This is a genomic window from Paenibacillus sp. MAHUQ-45 (assembly GCF_058133325.1).
In genome coordinates this window covers 131,779-150,579 of record NZ_JBYUPV010000006.1, presented here as the reverse complement: position 1 = coordinate 150,579, position 18,801 = coordinate 131,779, and the positions used below count along the sequence as shown (strand labels likewise).

Below are 18,801 nucleotides of genomic sequence, written 5' to 3'. Positions count from 1 at the left end.
TGTCCTGACATCACAAAGACACTATTAAGTATATTTGGATAAAATAATGTCTTAAAGAGAGACCGCGAATGCAGGGGACCCAGTTCTCATTCCTTTTCCGTGACTTGCCTGTAATTGCATCGTTTTTCACGGTTTCAAGGATATATAGAACTTTTAATCCTTGAAATTGTATGGTGAGGAATGATACACTACACACAACAAGTGTATGACCCATACCCATACACATTTTTTTAGGGGGAAGACATGGAAGAATCTTTGGAGCTGCTACCGCAGCAATTTCATATCAATCCCTCGCGTCCCATTTATGAACAATTCGTCGAAGCCATCCGAGGCCGGATTGTTACCGGACTTATCCCACCTGGCTCGCGTCTGCCATCTGTGAGGGATTTGGCAGCCGATCGGAGCGTGAATCCGACTACAGCTGCAAGAACCTATCAGGAGCTGGAGCGGATGGGCCTGATCGTCACCTATCGTGGACAGGGTACCTTTGTTACGAGAGATGAGGTCATCATCGAGGAGGCCCGCAAAGATATGATCCTGGAGGCCGTGCGGCAATTTAAAGCTGTGGGTGCCAGCCTGGGGCTGACAGCAGAGCAGATGCTACAATTTGATAAGGAGGAATCTTGATGCGTACGAATAACGATATTTCATCACTGCCAGAATACCCGGCAGCCGTCCAATGTCAGAACCTAACGCTTCGCGTGAGGAAAAAGACACTTTTGGACGACGTAAGCTTTCATATTCCCCGGGGTAGTATCACGGGACTGCTTGGCCCCAACGGTGCGGGCAAGTCTACCTTATTACGCCTGATTACTGGACTCGCTGCACCAGACTCCGGCTCCGTGAAGATCTTCGGTGAACCTGCTGGGGTAGAGCGTCTAGGACAGTTATCCCTGTTGCCGGATCGCAGCAATCTGCCCGGCTGGCTGACCGTACAACGCTGGCTCCACTTTGCCGAAGGTATTTATCCCGATTGGGACAATGTGAAGGCAGAGCAGCTAATGGGGCAGCTCTCCGTCAAGAGAGAATCCCGCATCTCGACCTTGTCACGCGGGGAAGAAGCCCGGCTGCAGCTGCTGACCTGCCTGTCCCGCAAAGCTCCGCTAGTTATACTCGATGAACCCTTCACTGGTGTGGACCTCATTTCCAGAGAGGAAATTGCATCCACAGTTGTGCGAGAGATGGCTGATGGTGAGCGTACCTTTTTGATTGCTACACATGATATCCGGGAGATGGAGCTGCTGTTTGATCGTCTAATCTTGATCGGTGGCGGACGGATTCATGGTATTGAGGATGTAGAGCAGCTTCGCCAGTCTGGTCTTTCCGTTGAATCACGTTACAGGGAAGTGTTCGCATGACAGCGCTTAGAGCGTTAACAGACCTGGAGTACAGTCGCTATAATCCTTTTAAATGGGGCCGAAAATCTTTTTGGGGAATCACTGTAGCTCTATTTATTCTGCTCGTAAGCATCGGATGGTATCTCTTTCATAGTAGACAACCTTCTCTGCAGGCTCCGTTTACAGCAGGCACCATTTTTATAGTAGGAATCATCATGTATCTTTCTGCAGTCGACATGCTGTTGTTCACAGCTCATGGCAGCCGGGAGTGGATTCTGAATTTCCCACACCCTCGGAAGCTACTGCTGTATGCCAAGGCGATAAGCCTGTTTAGACATGGACTGTATCTCGGTTCCATCGTTATCACCTCTAATATCGGACTGTATGTGCTCTTCAGCCTGACGGGACACTATGGGTACTTTCCGTTTAAAGATCTTGTCCTAACATTAGTCGCTCATGCACTGTTTACGGCCTCCATCCTTCCGCTCGCCATTGTATGCGGACTGCTGGCAGGAACCATTCTTATGGGCTGGAAACTGCTGCTGCTCATCCCCTTTTCATTATTATGGCTGTCGCCGTTGATGGCTTTGGCTACGTACTTAAATTCTGCTGCTTTGAACGGTGCGCAATTACAGTCCCTGAAACCGTCCTATATACTGCTGTATTCGCTAGGTATTCTGCTGATTGGCTGGCCTCTAAGCTATATGCTGATCCAATGGATTGCTAAGGCTGGTCTCGAAAGAATGAGTGAGATCCGCTACAATTTCTTGGCAGTACAGCTTCCGGTTGTTAAAGAGCAGAACACCGTGAAGTCGTACCGGTATTCTTCCGGATTCCGGGCACTGTATCAACTGGAGCGCAGCCGTCTGCAACATTTTGAAGCATTAATACCCATTAAAGTGATCAAGGGAGTTGTTCTTGCTGGATCTTTTATCTTGTTCTACCTGTTTCCAAGAGACGATCAGTTTGTAATCACTCTGACCAAGCTGCAATTTATCGTGCCTGTAGTGGCAGCTTCCGTATGGCTCATGTGCAAGAGTGGGGTGGAACACAAGCAACTAAATTGGCGACTCTCTTTTCCACAACCCAGACTTCTGCTTATGGCCTCCAATATCGCCGCAACAATGGTCACCGTCCTTCGAATCCATCTGATGATGGGCATAGCAACTCTAGCCGGAATTGGAGCATCTCTCGCAGGGGGTAGAATACATCTTGCTGATGTGACGAATTATCTGCATTGGTTCGCATATATCGTCTTGACGTCAACACTGTTGCTCACCCTGTCTCTCTGTCTGCTGCAAATCAGCTACTATCTAATGAAATCAAGAATATTGAGTGCTCTCCTCTTTCCACTGTATCTGATCATTGCGCTTCAACAAACGATTGTAAATAATACCCTGATCCCGGAAAATGTACAGCTCGGACAGTCGCCGGATTGGCAGCTGCTTGGCTGGGTAACCTTGATCGGATTACCGCTTGCCATAGCCTGCCTCCCTGTCGGGGCCAAATATCTTCACCTGGTTATAGCTCAACGTAATGAGACGGCTGTACAGAAGAAACTTTAAAATCATAAAAACAGGTCCCTTTGCGTAAGAATACTTGTTAGAAGATTGTAGACAAGCAAAATAATCTGATTGCCCTCATTTATACAGTATTGCAAGTAATGCCATAGTACACGAGTTCAACCAAAAGGAGGCGTTATATGAATCCCGTCGGCCAGCCCCTTAAGCAGCGTCCTCTCTCCAAAGGGCTTATTATTTCGGGCATCATAGGCATTGCCCTGTTCATTATGTTCCAAGTGTTTCCTTCCCTACTCGGGGGTGTACCTGAAGGAAGTACCGCAGTAATCAGTAAAGACGTAGCCAAGAGTAACGCCGCAGTATTCGCGGCACAGAAGCTAGGTTATACCGTCACGGATGGAGAATGGAATATCACCTACGAATCCGACTCTTCCTTCTTCGGCTATATGTCCCGGGAGAAGCTGCTGGAGGACTATAGCAAAAAGAAACTGGACCAGCATTATCCTTACGATGTGTACCATGCGGCCTTCACACCCGCAGGTCAGAATGGTGCTCTTCTGACCGTGAATCTCAACATGTATACCGGGCAGGCTGTCAGCTTTGCCCGTGGGGCAGCCGTCACTGGCGGCACTTCTCGAACCCGGCCTCAATCCATTGCCGCGAGCGAGGAAGCGGCGCCACTGTCCTTGGCCCAGAAGGAACAGCTAGCTCGTCCCTGGCTTAAGGAATGGGGCGTCAATCCTGCCAAGCTACAAATTGAGCCTAATAGCAGCGGCAGTTCCGGACTGACGTACACGGACAGCTCAGTCACTGTAGGAGAATCACGCCTGCAGTATCAATTTACTTTTGACGGAGGGGATGTCTCCTCCTTCAAGCCTGGATTTGCAGCACCAAGCTGGCATACCTCGTACGTGGACAGCCAGAAGTCGCTTGCTACGAAGCTGACCTTGTACGGCTATGGCCTACCGACCATCGCCCTGGGCGTGCTGGCCCTAATCTACAGCATTCTGAAGCGGAGTCATACCTCCTTCAAGCGCGGCCTCTTCCTCAGCACCGTTCATTTTCTGATCATGATGGCCACCACGTACAACATGCTACCGGAGACCTCAGGGGATAATGTCGAGGCACGGGTTACAGCCATTGTGATGTTCGTGATTTATGCGCTGTACAGCCTGCTGATGTCTTGCCTTCTCTACTTCTCACTAGTCGGCGGAGACGGCCTCTGGCGTAAAGAAGAAGGGATGAACCCGTGGCCTCGTGCCAAAGAGCCGGGATACGGCAAATATGTGCTGGACAGCATTCGTGCTGGGTACGTCTGGGCCTTTATCCTGCTTGGGGTACAAACACTAATGTTCATCCTCCTGTCGCTCACCCTGCATAATTGGTCGACCACCGATGCCAGCCAGTCACCTTATAATATGAGGTACGCTTGGCTGCTGCCGGTCGTAGCCTGGCTGGCGGGTCTGTCTGAGGAGGCCGTATACCGTCTGTTCGGGATCCGCATGCTGAAGAAAATCGTACGCAGCACGTTGGTCGCCAGCCTGATCACAACCCTCATCTGGGCTTTCGGGCATACGCTGTACCCGATCTATCCGATCTCCTCGCGCCCGATTGAGCTAACTGTAATCGGACTGCTGTTCAGCTACATTTTCCTGCGCTACGGCTTTATCGCCGTCATGTTCAGCCATGTCGTGTTTGACAGCATTCTAATGGGCGTGACGCTGATCTTCATGAAGGAGAGTGTCAATATGTGGGCAGGCGTCTTTGCCATCGTGATGCCCCTCCTGGTGGCTTATATCGTCTACTTGTTTAACCGACCCAAGACCCCGCACGATACAGAAATCTCCAATTCAATGATATAAAGAAAGGGATGCTCCTAAAGGCCGTTCGTTCTCCGGCCTTTGGAGCATCCCTTTTATTTGGAACATCCCTTTTAAATGTAGAGATTGGTACCACAGCTTCGATTACATCATCAAGCCGTGTCCACCTTTCGTATCCTTGCCGGGCAAACGGGAGGGAAAGCGGATTTGAATGACCGTTCCCTCACCCAGCGAGCTATTGATAATTACACCGTATTCCTTGCCATACTGCAGCTTAATGCGCTGATCTACATTGCGGATGCCATAACCAATCCCCTTGTCTGTCGGATCCAACACCAGTTCGATGATCTCTTCCTTCATACCAAGTCCATTATCTTCTACCTCGAAGCATAAGTCCTCGCCTTCAGAGTACGCACGAATAATAATCGAAATCTCATCATCGTACCAAGCATGCTCCAGAGCATTTTCCACAAAAGGTTGCAAAATAAACTTCACCGTCTCATATTCCATCACTTCCGGATCAATCTCATACGTCACTTTGATTCGATCAGCGTTCTTGATCTTCTGAATCTCCAGATAGGATTCCACGATCTGAATCTCCTGCTCAATCGGAATGATCATATCTCCGCGATGCAAGGAAAGGCGGTAGAATCTGGCCAAAGCCCGTACGATCTCGTGCAGCTTATCAATTTCCCCCAGCTTCGCCATCCGGCTAATCGATGAGAAGGTGTTGTACAGAAAATGCGGATTCATCTGGGAATGAAGCACCTGCAGCTCCGTTTCCTTCTTCTCCAGATTGCTGACATACACTTCATCGATCAAGCGCTGTATGGTCGACGCCATATCATTGAAGGCACTGCCAATCTCTGAAAATTCATCGTTCCCTTGAATCGGCATTCGCTTGTGGAAGTTCCCCTCCTGGAAAGACTTCAGAGAGGCCGTCAGCTTCATGAACCGCCGCGAGAAATACTGGGACATAATAATACTGATCACGAACAGTAACGCCAGAATCAATACGCAGATCAATATAGTCACATTACGGACTTGTTCGGAGTTCTTTTTCAATGAAGAATACGGGACCCAGGCTACTATGCTCGCCGCCATGTTATCAATTGGAGTCTTAATCTCCATATAAGAGTCAGGTTTGACGATATCCCCATTGGCAGCACCAGACAGCATCGCCGGGTCTACCAGATTCTTCGAGCTGGAGAACAGCAGATGATCCTTATCGTCCACTATAAAGAGGATGCTGTCCTCACCCAGATGTCCAGTATCTACGTCGGAGAAAATATACTTCATATTCACCGTCATTTTGAACAGGCCGCTCAGTTGCAAGGAATCGTAATTGATCAGTGGCCGGAGATAAGAGATGCTACCCGTCTCCCTGTCCTTGTCCACCTGCTTCCACTCAGCTGAGCCAAAATGCAGATCCAGTGATCGATACCATTCCGTATTCTGAATCCGCTGGGTGTGGAACAGTGCATACTTGCGTCCTCCCTGTCCCGCGCTTTTCGAATTGTTATCACTATAGTAATACTCGCTAAGATAGTAATACTCACTTACATTCGGGTTATCCACATACAGGGACAGCATCACTTCCTGGTTAGGCAGGTTGGCGGCATTCTCCAATTTGGGCAGAATGTATTGGGACATAATATTGTATTTTTCCCACCCCGAATGATAACCAGTCAAATAACGTGACAACGTCTGATCCGTGTAGATCTCATCTGAGCTGCGAATCAGGTCCTTCAAGCGATAATCAACATTGCTGCCGACCTGCTTCACGGTAACTTCAAGATTACTTCGAGTATGCTCGGCAATCGTATTTACGGAAGAGATGTACGCATAACTGCCGATGCCAATGACCGGAGTCAGCACCAGCAGCAAATAGGATATCAACAGCTTGTAGCCTAAAGGCATATAAGAGGAAGGAAAGCGTCTCTTCATGAAGATCAACTCTGCTTTCTGTAGTCTGCGGCGGTAATGTTGAAATACTCACGGAATTGTCTGCTGAAATAGGCAATATTCTTGTAGCCCACCTTCTCAGCCACCTCATAAATCTTGAATTGGTGCTGATCCAGCAGGGTAATCGCCTTTTCCATACGGATGCGGACCAGATATTCATTGAAGCTTTCTCCCATGTGCTCCTTGAACATTACACCCAGGTGATTCGGAGAATAGGCAAAATGGTTGGCCACCTCGCGCAGCGTCAGGTTATCAGACAGCTTCTCCTTGATGTACTGTTCAATGTGCTCCATTAAACGCCGGTTCTTATGCTGCTTCTTCATAAACAGAATCTCCGAGATTTGGAACAACGTATTGCGAAGCCACCGTTTGATGTCCTCAACAGTTTCTAAATTATGTATTACATCCATTTGCTGGATACCCCAGCCGAGGAGACTCTCATAGGTCTCATTCAGTGTTCCCAGGTAAGCTTCAAGCCGGGTTGCAATGTGAATAGAGAAGTTGTATACCTTAACCGGATGCTCAAATTCGGCGGCCACTTCGAACAGCTCATCAATACAGTCGCAAATATCAATCAGTCTGTATCCGGCCATCGCACCAAACATGGCTTCTAGCACAACACTGAGATCCTTGATGTCTTTAGTCATTCCTGACTTGTTCATTACGGGGTGGATGACCCGGTTCTTGCCGATGAACATTTTGCCGTTCATAAAGGTCTTGGCTTGGGAAAAAGAGAGCGGCAACTCTTCTAATGAAGTCACCTGACTTCCATAGCTTACAGTTATCGTAAACGAGGTCCCCTCACGCACCTCTTGCACCAGCTTTTGCAACTGCAATTCCAGTAGGTCTGGCTCCGAGGTATAGATCAGCCCAATTTGTGAGCGGTTGAAACGGCATATTTTACCGGTACCCGCTACCTCAAGTCGGTTGGCGATATAGCTATAGAGATCGTCCAGCGCAGCATTTCCGGCTTCCGGATTCTCGCCGATCCGTAACAGTACATCATCGGCCTCAATGAGCACCGCGTAAGCGCTTGTAAAAACTAAATCCATTGGATATCGTGCCAGAAAAGCAGCAAAGGTCTCCTGATCAATCGTCCCCTCCAGTAAATGCCTCAGCACATCGCTCTTGATGAACTCAAACGAGGTCATGACACTGGTATCTTCACTTCGCTTGACACGTTCACTGTCCAGTTCTGCAATAGCCGTCTTGAGAACCGTCACGATCTCCTCATCATCAACCGGCTTCAGAATATAGCCATGCGCCTTAAGATCAAGCGCCTGCTTGGCATAATGGAAATCCTGATAGCCGCTGATAAAGACAGTTTTGATGCCCGGATTCTTCTCCAGAGCCTTGCGTGATAGCTCAATGCCAGAAATCACCGGCATTTTAATGTCGGTGATCAGCAAATCAATATCATGGTTCTCAATAAACTGAAGCGCAGCAAGCGCCTTGTTCTCACTACAAACTACCTCGATCCCAAGGTCATTCCAGGGGATGAGACAGCGAAGCCCCTCCAGATCATAATTCTCATCGTCCACAAGCACGGCCCTATACATGACAATCCCTCCCCCTTCATGAGGAAAAGAGGGCACGGATTGTGTCCTCTTTTTCCCGCCTTAACTGGCGTTAGCCTTTAATTTTGCTGAGATTTTGTTGCCATACATTTGTTTTCCATTTCAGAACTTTATCATAACCCATCTTAGCTGCTTCTTTGTCAGTTTCCTCGATCAAACGAAGCACTTCTTCGTCGCTCTTCGCGAAGATGATCTTAGGCAGAACCTGAGCGTATTGGTCTTTCAAACGTTGCAGAATGATACCCTCTTCGGAGTTAGGAGCTGGATCAAGATTCGAGAACTCGGTGATGTTCTTGGAAGTCTTGAAAGATACGGTGGACTGAGCCAGTGTCGTCCAATCCTGTGCTTCGGAAGGCAGCAGCTTCTCGCGCTCTGCTTTTACTTTATCAACATAGGAAGTATTTCCGTACCAGTTAAATTCGCCAATTTTCAATTCATCGTATTTCTTAGGATCGCGATGGATATAAGCATCATTTGGAATAGGTACTCCATCTTCTACTTTATCATAAAATAATCCAGGAGGCCCGAAGAATAATACTTGTTGTCCTTCAGGGCTGGTTGCCCAGTTCATGTACGAGAAGATAGCTTCAGGATCTTTTGCATTGGTAGTAATTACGTTTACGTTCCAACCCAATGTGTTGTAGCCGGAAGGATAGACTTTATCCTTGTCTACGCCTTCTTTGTGTACAGGCCAGATTGGCTCGTAGCCACCTTCAGGATCTTTAGCAGTCAGCAGGTTGTTCGCTTCGCGTCCGATACCTTCAACTACTGCGTCATAAGCGCCGAATACAGCGATTTTACCGGTTTTCAGTTTCTCAAGCACCTGATCACGTGTTTGGGTCAGCAAATCCTGGGAAGTCAGACCTTCACGGAACAATCTGCTTGCATACAGGGCAGTATCCTTAAAGCCTTGATCCTGGTAGACCGAAGTCAGCTCAGCGCCGTTTGGTACCCCGAAAATTTGGCCCGATCCCGGAGAGATAAAACCAGGTGTACGGTCATCCGCTGAACCACTGTAAAACATACCGATCATTTGTAAATCAGCGCCATCACGAGTTTCACCAAAGTCAATCGGCACCATGTTAGGGAATTTTTCTTTGACTTGCTTCAGGTAGGACTCAAGGTCATCCCATGTTTCAAGTTTAGGAGATCCAAGCGCTTTATAGGTCTTCTTCTCTACGAGATATGCTGCGTTACCATTACCGTTCTTACCGCTGATGTACCAGTTCGGAATCTGATACAGCTTGCCATCTTCACTGCGCAGCATGTTCAGCGTTTCCTCGCCTACATTCTTTACAAACTCAGGATACTTCTCCAGGTAAGGGTCGATTGCAACCAGCTTTCCTGCTTTTTGCAGACGCTCCACGTCTTTACCGCGGTCCAAAATAATATTGTCAGGCAATTGATTGGATACGATCATAGCATTCAGCTTTTGAGCTGCAGCGCCGTTAGATTGTACCGGATCAAGTGTAACCTTGAGATGCTCTGTAATCCATTGACCATGCGGTCTTTCTGCCCATGTTGGTGCAGTGTACCAGTCATAATTGACAAAACTTGTGAACGTAACCGGTTTCACTTTTGCAGCTGCGTCTTCAGCTTCAGCTGCTGGACTGTTGGTAGGAGTTGTGTTGGTTCCTGTATTTTCTGCACTTTTCTCTGTGTTGGTTGCAGCGGGACTTGCTTCAGGCGCAGCATTATTGTTGTTACTGGAGCAAGCAGCGAGCATACTTGTAGCCAAAGCACTAACAAGCAATACTTGCCCTATCTTATTTTTGTTCATTTCATAACCCCTCTCACATTTACAGTTTAATATGTCATTAGTGGGTGGCAGCCGAAGCTGCCCCCACAGATAACCATTGATACTACTCTTTCAGTGATCCTACCAATGCGCCCTTGACGAAGAACTTTTGCAGGAACGGATAGATCATTAGAATCGGCAGCGTAGCAATCATCATCGTTGCCATCTGCAATGCCTTAACCGTCACTGTGTTCTGCACCAGACTTTGCGCATACGAGTTCAGATTACTCATCAGACTCGCGGTAGCGCCTGCATTAATGATCTGGACAAGCAGCGTTTGCAGTGGGATCAGATTCTGATCGCTGATAAAGATGGCCGGTGTGAACCAGTCATTCCACAATCCAACGGCGGTGAACAATCCGAGTGTCGCCATAACAGGTCCAGAGATCGGTAGTACAATCTTGAAAAATACACCAAAGTTCGAGCTTCCGTCAATCCTAGCTGATTCCTCAAGTCCGTCAGGTAGCTCTGCAAAGAAGGTACGGAAGATAATCATGTTAAATACATTGACCATACCATGAATTAACAAAAACGTGAACGTATTGTAAAGGTGCATCTGGTAGATGAGGATGAAGTAAGGAATCAATCCTCCGGTGAAGTACATTGTAACGATACAGATGATCATGTAAAATTTCTTGAACACAATGCCTTTCTTGGAAAGACCGTAAGCAAAGAGTGATGTGAAGAACATGGATAACGCTGTACCAAGTATCGTCCGCATAATGGTAATCATATAAGCTCTGAAGATGTTATCTTCCTTGAAGACGATATTGTAATTCTCTAAAGTGAACGAACGGGGCCAGAATGTAACACCGCCGAGCGCTGTATCACTTCCGTTGTTAAACGAGATTACTAATGAGTTCCAGAATGGATAAAAAGTAATGAAGGCAAGAAAGATTAGTATGACATAAATAATCCCATGCATGATTTTATCAGAACGACTGCTTTTCAAGAAGTGTCCTCCTTTCTTGATGAGAACCGAATGGGCCTACCAGAGACTGGCTTTGCCAAAACGGCGTGAGATGGTATTGGCAACATAGAGAAGAAGTACGCTCAACACCGATTTAAGCAATCCGGCTGCGGTCGCGTATGAATAACGTTGGTTCAGAATCCCCATTTGATATACATAGGTATCTACCGTCTGTGCATAAGGCATCAGAATACCGTTATTCAGATTTTTGGTCAGCAGCAAGATATCTTCAAAGCCTGCATTCAGGATATTACCTACACCAAGCAGCAGGAAAATCGTGATAACCGGCGCAATGCTCGGAATTGTAATTTTGAAGATTTGCTTAAATTTACTCGCCCCATCAATGGAAGCTGCTTCATACATCGCTGGATCAATCCCGGCAATAGCTGCCATATAGACGATGGAACCAAACCCGATTTCCTTCCAAACGCCTACAGATACGAGAATGCCCCAGAAGTATTCTGGAATGGACAGCCAGTTGATTGGCTTATCAATCAGAGACATCTTGACCAAAACTTCATTCACCGCACCATTATCTACAGCTAGCATCGAGAATACCAGGCCGGATACAACGACCCAGGAGATAAAGTGAGGAATGTACGTAACGGTCTGAACAATGCTTTTAAATACTATATTTTTCACTTCATTTAACATGAGAGCCAAAATAATCGGCGCCGGGAACCCGATCAGAAGCTTCAGCAAGCTGATGCCAAAAGTATTTCTGACAATGCTCCAGAACTCCGGTGATTCAAAGAACATCCGGAAGTGCATCGTCCCGACCCACGGACTAGCAGAAAATCCCTCGAACATATTGTATTCCTTAAAGGCCATAAGCACGCCCCACATCGGAATATAGCTGAAGATCAGAATGAATATAATCGAGGGAAGAATCATGAGCTGATAATCCCACTGCCGAGCGAACCTGCTCCAGACTCCCGTGCCCGGAGCTTTCGTGCTCAAGGGTTTATACGCCTTGCCCGGTACGCCACTGGGTATCGTTTCTTTTTTCATAGCATCACCATTTCTTTCATTTGATGCTATTATCTTACCGCTAAAGTGAAAGCGATCTCTACGAGAAGAATTAACGATTATTTTACATAATCAACGGTCTTGTAATTTTTATTAATAGATGGATAACTCCCACAAAGAATACCCATAATTGGTACCTCGCTCCTGAGCGTTCACGCGTACATAACGAGCCTCTGCCGGATTGAAGTTGATCTGCTCCAGTCCGCCTTTGCCTGATTTGGTGTTATGCACCAGTGTCCAGGTCTTGCCGTCCACTGACAGCTCAATCGTATACGCCTTGGCATAAGCCCCTTCCCAGTCCAGCACTACGCGGCTAACGGTCTTCACCGCTTCAAGGTCTACCTGAATGAACTGGGCATCACTGTAGGCCGACTCCCAGCGGGTTCCAGGATCTCCGTCCACGGCATATACGGCGGCCGAAACAGAATCAGGCGATGAGGTCGCGGGTTTGTGCAGCGCGAGGTTTACCGTATTGGCTTCTGCCACAGGCTGCTGTACAGCGGCCTCTTCATATCCAGAGGCTTCCACGGTAATCTCATAATCTTTGGCAGCTTCGAACAGCGCGCCATCCAGTACGATTTGACCTGCATTTATCGTAAACTGGTCTGCTGTCAGCTCCTTGTCGTCCACCTTAATGGTATCTACAGCCTTTCTCCAGGCTGGGCTATCAGGGAAAGTAATGTTGACTGGTTGACTGTCCACGCTGGCTGAAGAATCCGCCGTAAGGGCCGGTGCTGCAAGCAGATTGGCTCCGGTTCCATAGACTTCAAACTCCCATAGCGAGTAACCGTAAGGGGTGCCACGCTCGGTTCCTGTCAATTTGACATAGCGGGCGGTTGTAGGATTAAGGCTCAGTCTTTCAATGCCGCCGGCACCTGTCGTTGTAGAATAGACTTGATTCCAGCTAGTTCCGTTCACGGAAGTCTCAATTCTATATGACTTCGCGTAAGCGCCCTCCCAATTCAGAACAATATAGTTGATGGTTCTGGAGGAGCCAAGATCAACCTGGATAAACTGAGGATCGCTGAAGTCGGATTCCCATCTGGTGCCAGGGTCGCCATCAAACGCATAGCGTGCCAACGTTTTCGGATTCGGCGAGGATGTCGCCGTCTTGTTCAAAGCCAGATTCGGGCCAGTCGGACCGTTGCCTGTCGTATTTTTAGTCGGGTCTACCTTAACTAGTTTCTTGGGTGCTACCTTAGCAGAACCGGTGACACCGCTTGCATTACGGAACGTAACGGTAATTTCGGCATCAGTCGGATTCCAGATTAACGCCTGGTAAGTAGTTCCTTTTTTATATACAGTGGCACTTTGTCCGTTGGTCGCCCAAATATCGGTGCTGCGCTTTCCTAGGGATGCCATACTATGCACGAACCAGTAGGTATTGAACAACTCATTCTGCTGTACAGGAGCAGGATTCCATTTATTGAGTACCGCTTGCGGATCGCTCAGCGCCTGAATCGGCCATACGATATGGTACCAATCCTGTTCCGGACCGCCGTTGTCGGTGACAAAACCGCTGTACAGCCCGGCAACTTTGGCAGTTTCTTTTTCAAAACCATAGCTGGTCAAATATTCTGAGGTCGGCAGCCAGTGGATACCGTATACATATACCGGATTACCATTGAAGAAGGTACCAAAGAAGTTGGAGCTGCCATAGACCTGCCCTACTGTCTTATGAGTGTAGCTTGGAAGCCAATTGTCATTGTCATAATTGAACCAGTATTGCTTGACTGCATTCAGCTCAGTGGTGAAGCCCATGATGGAAGCATCGCGGTAATTCTTCTGCCCAGTCAGGGCACTCCACATGTATTGTCCAACCCAACCGAACAATGACTCTCCGGCGGCTTCCTGGTTGTTGCCACTGTCATTGTCGGCATAACCGCCAGCCCATGAGTGTCCTTCATAAGCATCGAAGCTGCGCATGTACGGATACTTAGGATCGGTCTTGGACGGGTTGGCATAATCGCGGATCAACTCCTCAACCATGCCGCTGTATTTATTCTTGAAATCATTATCGAAAGTCGCCAGTACTGCGGAGGCGAATACATAATAGCCATAGGTAAAGTGATGGTCGGTAATGCCGGAGTTGGCCCCGAACTCACTGGTCTTGTAGATCAGCGTGCCCCAATCAGAATTGTAATCGAAGAAGTAATCCGATTCGCCCGCTGTGTATGTGTACCAGTCCGCAAGAATCGTCTTCATTCTGGACAGGAACAGATTCTTGTAATGGTCATTGCCAATCTGATCGGCGATCAGTACGCCCATCGCCAGCGGGTGAAGCTTCTTGCCTTGCCAATAGGCATCGGCTTTCATGAGATCAGTTGCCGTATCTGTGTCCAGTATCGCCAATTGGTTCAGCAGCGTCTGACGTGAATAGGTCGGATCATCCGGTTCGGTGAACTGCGGTACGATGCCGTAGAACTTGTCTACGGTCCGGAAGGTGTTGCCTTCACTCACTTTCATTGTGCCCCGGATGGATGGATAGGACAGTGCTGTCAGCGGTGTAGCTGTTACTTTCCATTGGTGTGGAAGCTGCGCCATAAGGGTTGTATTCGCAAACCCTGAGCGTTTCAGCTGTGTAGTCACATTAAAATCCGTCGTTACATCGGAAGTGGTCTCATTAAAGCTGTATACTACTTTGGTATCGGTTACAAAAGCATATGCGTGCTGGTGGTAATAGCTGAGATCAGCATTCTTCGGAATAGCTGCCAGTGACAAATAGTTCTGGCCCTGTCCCAGTTGAATTTTTAGCTTGGCGCCTACCTTCTTGAACGTTGTGCCCGGAGGAGCGAACACACCATATGTTCTTTTTACCATCGCAGGCGTAGGTGCACCATTGGAATTGGTGATTTCCAGTCCGATATGATCCGCAGTGATCGACGAGCCATCAGCCGCCAAAATTTCTGTATTCTGATCATTGAAGAAGCGGACCGAAGCAGGCAGATAGAGTTCAGGGCTATTCGGATCACTGAATTCCGAGAAAAGATACGGCGATCCTTTTACAAAGGTGGTTTTCAGCTTCTCTACAGCTCCATCACTCAGTACTGCAGTTGCGGACCAGTCTCCATAGCCAGTGATGCGATTGGTCATCGAGGAGGTATTGATGTTGCTGGACATGAGGTACAGGTCCGGACTGCCTGCCGCTTCCTGTGCCTTTCCGTCCGCACTTAAATAGCCGGCACCAGGGTTCAATACGCTAAGTCCTTGCTTGGTATACTTGGATTTAAGCGGCAGGGTAATAATGCCATTGCCCAGCTTGTTGACCATAATCGACTGCCACCAGTCATTCGACGGCAGTGGTGCGTTCAGATTATCCGCTTTGTAGAGCGGGTATTTAGGCTGTGGAACCGAGTTGTTATTCATAGAATGACTACCCTGTCCCACTGGAACTGTAGTAAGAGTCGGCAAAGGGGTAATGGTGTAAGTCGGCTTCGGATCACCTGCCACATAATCATAGGCCTTGAATTCATAAATCGAGTAGCCAAAGGTAGTTGCCCGGGCGATTCCCTTCATCCGCAAGTAACGACCGCTGGCATACACAGGCAAATTGAGTGTTCCCCCGTCGCCGTGCATTTCGCGGTAGATAGTCGTGAAGTTGTTCCCGTCATTGGAGAGCTGGATATCATAGATGCGGCCTGCAGCCGCTTCCCAGTCGATAACCACTCGGCCTAGCGTGCGAACACTGCCAAGATCCACTCTGATCCATTCGTCATCTGTCGGGTTGGAAGACCAGCGGGTGTCCTTGTTCCCGTCAACTGCCAGCTGCGGCAGAGTAGAATTCGGAGGTAGGTAAGGGGACTGTTCATAAGAAGAGGCCGTAACCGGACGGTTCAGGGCCACGTTCGGTCCCAGGACCACCGGTGGAGGATTCACACCACCAGTGCCGTAAATCTCAAACTCGAAGAGCGAGATGCCATATTGAGGTAGTGCTTTGTCAGAAGCTAGAAGTCGTACATATCTGCCGGTGCCGTTTACTGCAAAATCTTCGACGCCACCGGTACCGTTCACCTTGGAATAAATATCGTTCCACTGCAGCTCATCTTGAGATACTTGAATTTTATAGGCTTTGGCATACGCGCCCTCCCAACGCAGCACAATCCTGTCTACTTGGGCTGAAGCGCCAAGATCAACATAAATCCAGTCGCTTGCATTTCCCCAAGAGCTGCTCCAGCGTGAGGTTGTATTGCCGTCCACCGCGAGATCAGGTGTGTTATTTCCTTCAGAGCCGGACGCATAAGCCGGTCTGTCAAGGGAAAGTAGATGTGAAGGTGCTGCCTCGGCCCGCTCCGGAGCAACCAGCACCAGACTTAAAAGCAGGGATAATACAAGCGTCATCGCTATAAACTTTGTACTTTTGTTACCGTTCATCTTACTGAATGGTATCATTAACATTACATCCTCCTTAAATGTGATCATTTAAAAAATGGCCAATTATGATCTTGCACTTGCATTTCTTTTCATAAACTGCGGGAGGCATCCTCTCCTTTACGTTAAAAAGGCTATAAATTGCCACTAACTTGAAGCGCTTTCATTAATTCGTGTCCAATATAACTTGTTTATGTATGCGGATACAATTACACAAAGCAACGATTTCATGCAGTTTTACACGAACTTCCAAATCATGTGAACTTCGCCTAAAAAGAAGCAGGCCTTTCGTACTATAAATTTAATATAACAAAAAGGCTGACCCCTGAAGGTCAGCCTTTTTACAATCACACCTTGCTATGAATGCTCCGCCCCATCCTCTTGTAATACCGGCTCCTCATCTCTAAGGGCCTCTAGAATCTGGCCGGCAAGCTTCTCTCCGATAGACAATGGACGGAAATCCTCAATGCTCGCCTCTTTGATTTTCTTAAGTGAGCCGAAATGCTTCAGCAGCAGCTTACGCCGCTTCTCGCCAATGCCCGGAATCGAATCAAGCTTCGAGGTGACCATCGACTTCCCACGCTGCTCACGGTGGAAGGTGATCGCGAATCTGTGCACTTCATCCTGAATGCGCTGAAGCAGATAGAATTCCTGACTATCACGCGCCAGACCCACCGGCTCCGGTGGATCACCGACCAGTAATTGGGCTGTCTTGTGCTTCACGTCCTTCACAAGCCCGCAGACCGGAATGAACAGACCAAGCTCGTTCTCCAGAATGTCTATCGCGGCCGAAATCTGCCCTTTACCACCGTCGACCACAATCAAATCAGGCATCGGCAGATTCTCTTTCAGTACCCGTTCATAGCGCCGCCGAATGACTTCGCGCATAGTCTCATAATCATCCGGCCCTTGAACCGTGCGTACTTTGTACTTGCGATACTCCTTCCGGGCCGGTTTGCCGTCGATGAACACGACCATCGCCGACACCGGATTTGTGCCCTGGATGTTGGAGTTATCGAATGCCTCGATCCGGTGAAGGGATTCCAGGCCCAGGCTCTGGCCCAGACTGAATGCCGCACCGGAGGTGCGTTCTTCATCCCGTTCGATGAGCCGGAATTTCTCGTCCAACGCTACCCGTCCGTTCTCGCAGGCCATGCGCACCATCTGCTTCTTCAGGCCGCGCTGCGGCACCAGCACCTTGACGCCAAGCCACTCTTGAAGAGCTGCTGCTCCGCCAGCAGCATCCACAACCCCGGCTTCGGCCGCTTCTGCTGCCGCAGCTTCACGCTGCGCAGCCTCTTGCGCCGTCTCCGGCTCTTCCTCTGCGCCATCCGCCTCGGCGGCGGCTGGTGTTGGCGACGCCTTCACCGGCTGATCTTCCGCGGTGGCTTCGCGTACCGCGTCCGGCAGCAGAATCTCCTGCGGCAACGCAGGGTTGTCACTGTAATACTGAGTGACGTAAGACATAAAGTCACTGTAGGCTTCACCATAGAACGGGAAGGCCGACGAGTGCCGCTGAATCATTTTACCTTGACGCATATACAGAATCTGCACACACATCCAGCCCTTATCCACCGCATAGCCGAAGACATCGCGGTCTTTGGTATCGGCGGTATTGATATTCTGCTTCTCCATCAGGGCCTCAATATACATGATCTGGTCACGCAGCTCCTTGGCCCGCTCGAAATACAGCTCCTCAGCCGCCTCATGCATCTTCTGCTGAAGATCCTTCTTGACCGCCTCATGCCCACCTCCGAGAAAAGCAGCAATACTCTGCGTAATCTCTTCATATTGGGATTTCTGAACCTCTTTCTCACACGGAGCTAGGCATTGGCCCATATGATAATAGAGGCAGACCTCCTTCGGCATAACGCCGCATTTGCGCAGCGGATACATCCGGTCAAGCAGCTTCTTCGTCTGCTGGGCAGCATAGGCATTGGGATATGGCCCAAAATACTTGGCTTTATCTTTAATCACCCGACGAGTGACTTCCAGCCGTGGGTGAGTTTCATTCGTGATTTTCAAATACGGAAAGGTTTTGTCGTCCTTGAGCTGCACATTGTAGCGCGGCATATGCTTCTTGATCAGGTTACATTCCAGAATCAACGCTTCCATATTGCTGGACGTGACAATATACTCGAAATCGGTAATATCGAGCACAAGACGCTGGGTTTTGCCGTTATGACTGCCCGTAAAATAAGAGCGGACCCGGTTCTTCAGCACCTTGGCCTTGCCCACATAAATAATGGTGCCTTCCTTGTTCTTCATCAGATAACACCCGGGCAGGTCGGGCAGTAGTGCCAGCTTGTTGCGGATATGATCCATATGATCCATGATTTACCCCCACCTAAATCCTTCCCCTTGGGGAGACGCCGCAAAACATGATCTAATCAGACACCTGATTCAGGCAGTCAAAA

General features: G+C 48.6%; 11 protein-coding genes. 4 read left to right on the top strand and 7 right to left on the bottom strand.

Going from position 1 to position 18,801, the window contains the following annotated elements; genetic code table 11:
• Positions 1-243: 243 nt before the first annotated feature.
• The 4 genes from AC3Y23_RS15150 to AC3Y23_RS15135 all read left to right on the top strand — a co-directional run bounded on the left by AC3Y23_RS15150 (position 244) and on the right by AC3Y23_RS15135 (position 4,719).
• Positions 244-627, top strand: coding sequence for a GntR family transcriptional regulator (locus AC3Y23_RS15150; RefSeq protein ID WP_379200264.1), 384 nt, complete (start codon positions 244-246; stop codon positions 625-627).
• Positions 627-1,358 (top strand): ABC transporter ATP-binding protein, encoded by a 732-nt coding sequence (locus AC3Y23_RS15145; RefSeq protein ID WP_379200262.1) that lies wholly within the window; start codon positions 627-629, stop codon positions 1,356-1,358. Before AC3Y23_RS15150 ends, AC3Y23_RS15145 begins: the two co-directional genes overlap by 1 nt.
• A complete protein-coding gene (locus tag AC3Y23_RS15140) occupies positions 1,355-2,902 on the top strand; it encodes a hypothetical protein (RefSeq protein ID WP_379200260.1) in 1,548 nt (515 codons plus the stop codon). The genes AC3Y23_RS15145 and AC3Y23_RS15140 overlap by 4 nt, the downstream gene beginning before the upstream one ends.
• 137 nt (positions 2,903-3,039) lie before the next feature.
• Positions 3,040-4,719 (top strand): CPBP family intramembrane glutamic endopeptidase, encoded by a 1,680-nt coding sequence (locus AC3Y23_RS15135; RefSeq protein WP_379200258.1) that lies wholly within the window; start codon positions 3,040-3,042, stop codon positions 4,717-4,719.
• A 102-nt stretch (positions 4,720-4,821) separates the two neighbouring features.
• Here AC3Y23_RS15135 and AC3Y23_RS15130 read toward each other — a convergent pair whose 3' ends face one another.
• From AC3Y23_RS15130 to uvrC, 7 genes are all read right to left on the bottom strand, one after another.
• Positions 4,822-6,624, bottom strand: a complete 1,803-nt coding sequence (locus AC3Y23_RS15130) for a cache domain-containing sensor histidine kinase (RefSeq protein WP_379200255.1) — start codon at positions 6,622-6,624, stop codon at positions 4,822-4,824.
• A 5-nt stretch (positions 6,625-6,629) separates the two neighbouring features.
• Positions 6,630-8,201 carry a response regulator transcription factor gene (locus tag AC3Y23_RS15125; RefSeq protein WP_379200253.1) on the bottom strand — a complete coding sequence of 524 codons (1,572 nt, stop codon included), beginning with the start codon at positions 8,199-8,201 and terminating at the stop codon, positions 6,630-6,632.
• A 70-nt stretch (positions 8,202-8,271) separates the two neighbouring features.
• On the bottom strand, positions 8,272-9,999 hold the full coding sequence (locus AC3Y23_RS15120) for an extracellular solute-binding protein (protein ID WP_379200251.1): 1,728 nt from the start codon (positions 9,997-9,999) through the stop codon (positions 8,272-8,274).
• Between the two features lie 82 nt (positions 10,000-10,081).
• Positions 10,082-10,942, bottom strand: a complete 861-nt coding sequence (locus AC3Y23_RS15115; protein ID WP_379200603.1) for a carbohydrate ABC transporter permease — start codon at positions 10,940-10,942, stop codon at positions 10,082-10,084.
• Positions 10,943-11,005: 63 nt separating this feature from the next.
• Positions 11,006-11,881: an ABC transporter permease gene (locus AC3Y23_RS15110; RefSeq protein ID WP_379200601.1), complete on the bottom strand. Its 876-nt coding sequence runs from the start codon at positions 11,879-11,881 to the stop codon at positions 11,006-11,008.
• Positions 11,882-12,109: 228 nt separating this feature from the next.
• A complete protein-coding gene (locus tag AC3Y23_RS15105) occupies positions 12,110-16,405 on the bottom strand; it encodes a discoidin domain-containing protein (protein WP_379200249.1) in 4,296 nt (1,431 codons plus the stop codon).
• A 336-nt stretch (positions 16,406-16,741) separates the two neighbouring features.
• Entirely contained in the window at positions 16,742-18,718 is a 1,977-nt protein-coding gene (gene uvrC, locus AC3Y23_RS15100; protein ID WP_379200247.1) for an excinuclease ABC subunit UvrC, read from the bottom strand.
• Positions 18,719-18,801: the final 83 nt, after the last annotated feature.

Coding starts and splice junctions, on each gene's coding strand:
- AC3Y23_RS15105 (WP_379200249.1), bottom strand. CDS start 16,405: ATGATACCATTCAGTAAGATGAACGGTAACAAAAGTACAAAGTTTATA.
- AC3Y23_RS15140 (WP_379200260.1), top strand. CDS start 1,355: ATGACAGCGCTTAGAGCGTTAACAGACCTGGAGTACAGTCGCTATAAT.
- AC3Y23_RS15130 (WP_379200255.1), bottom strand. CDS start 6,624: ATGAAGAGACGCTTTCCTTCCTCTTATATGCCTTTAGGCTACAAGCTG.
- AC3Y23_RS15110 (WP_379200601.1), bottom strand. CDS start 11,881: ATGATTCTTCCCTCGATTATATTCATTCTGATCTTCAGCTATATTCCG.
- uvrC (WP_379200247.1), bottom strand. CDS start 18,718: ATGGATCATATGGATCATATCCGCAACAAGCTGGCACTACTGCCCGAC.
- AC3Y23_RS15150 (WP_379200264.1), top strand. CDS start 244: ATGGAAGAATCTTTGGAGCTGCTACCGCAGCAATTTCATATCAATCCC.
- AC3Y23_RS15115 (WP_379200603.1), bottom strand. CDS start 10,942: ATGCATGGGATTATTTATGTCATACTAATCTTTCTTGCCTTCATTACT.
- AC3Y23_RS15135 (WP_379200258.1), top strand. CDS start 3,040: ATGAATCCCGTCGGCCAGCCCCTTAAGCAGCGTCCTCTCTCCAAAGGG.
- AC3Y23_RS15145 (WP_379200262.1), top strand. CDS start 627: ATGCGTACGAATAACGATATTTCATCACTGCCAGAATACCCGGCAGCC.
- AC3Y23_RS15120 (WP_379200251.1), bottom strand. CDS start 9,999: ATGAACAAAAATAAGATAGGGCAAGTATTGCTTGTTAGTGCTTTGGCT.
- AC3Y23_RS15125 (WP_379200253.1), bottom strand. CDS start 8,201: ATGTATAGGGCCGTGCTTGTGGACGATGAGAATTATGATCTGGAGGGG.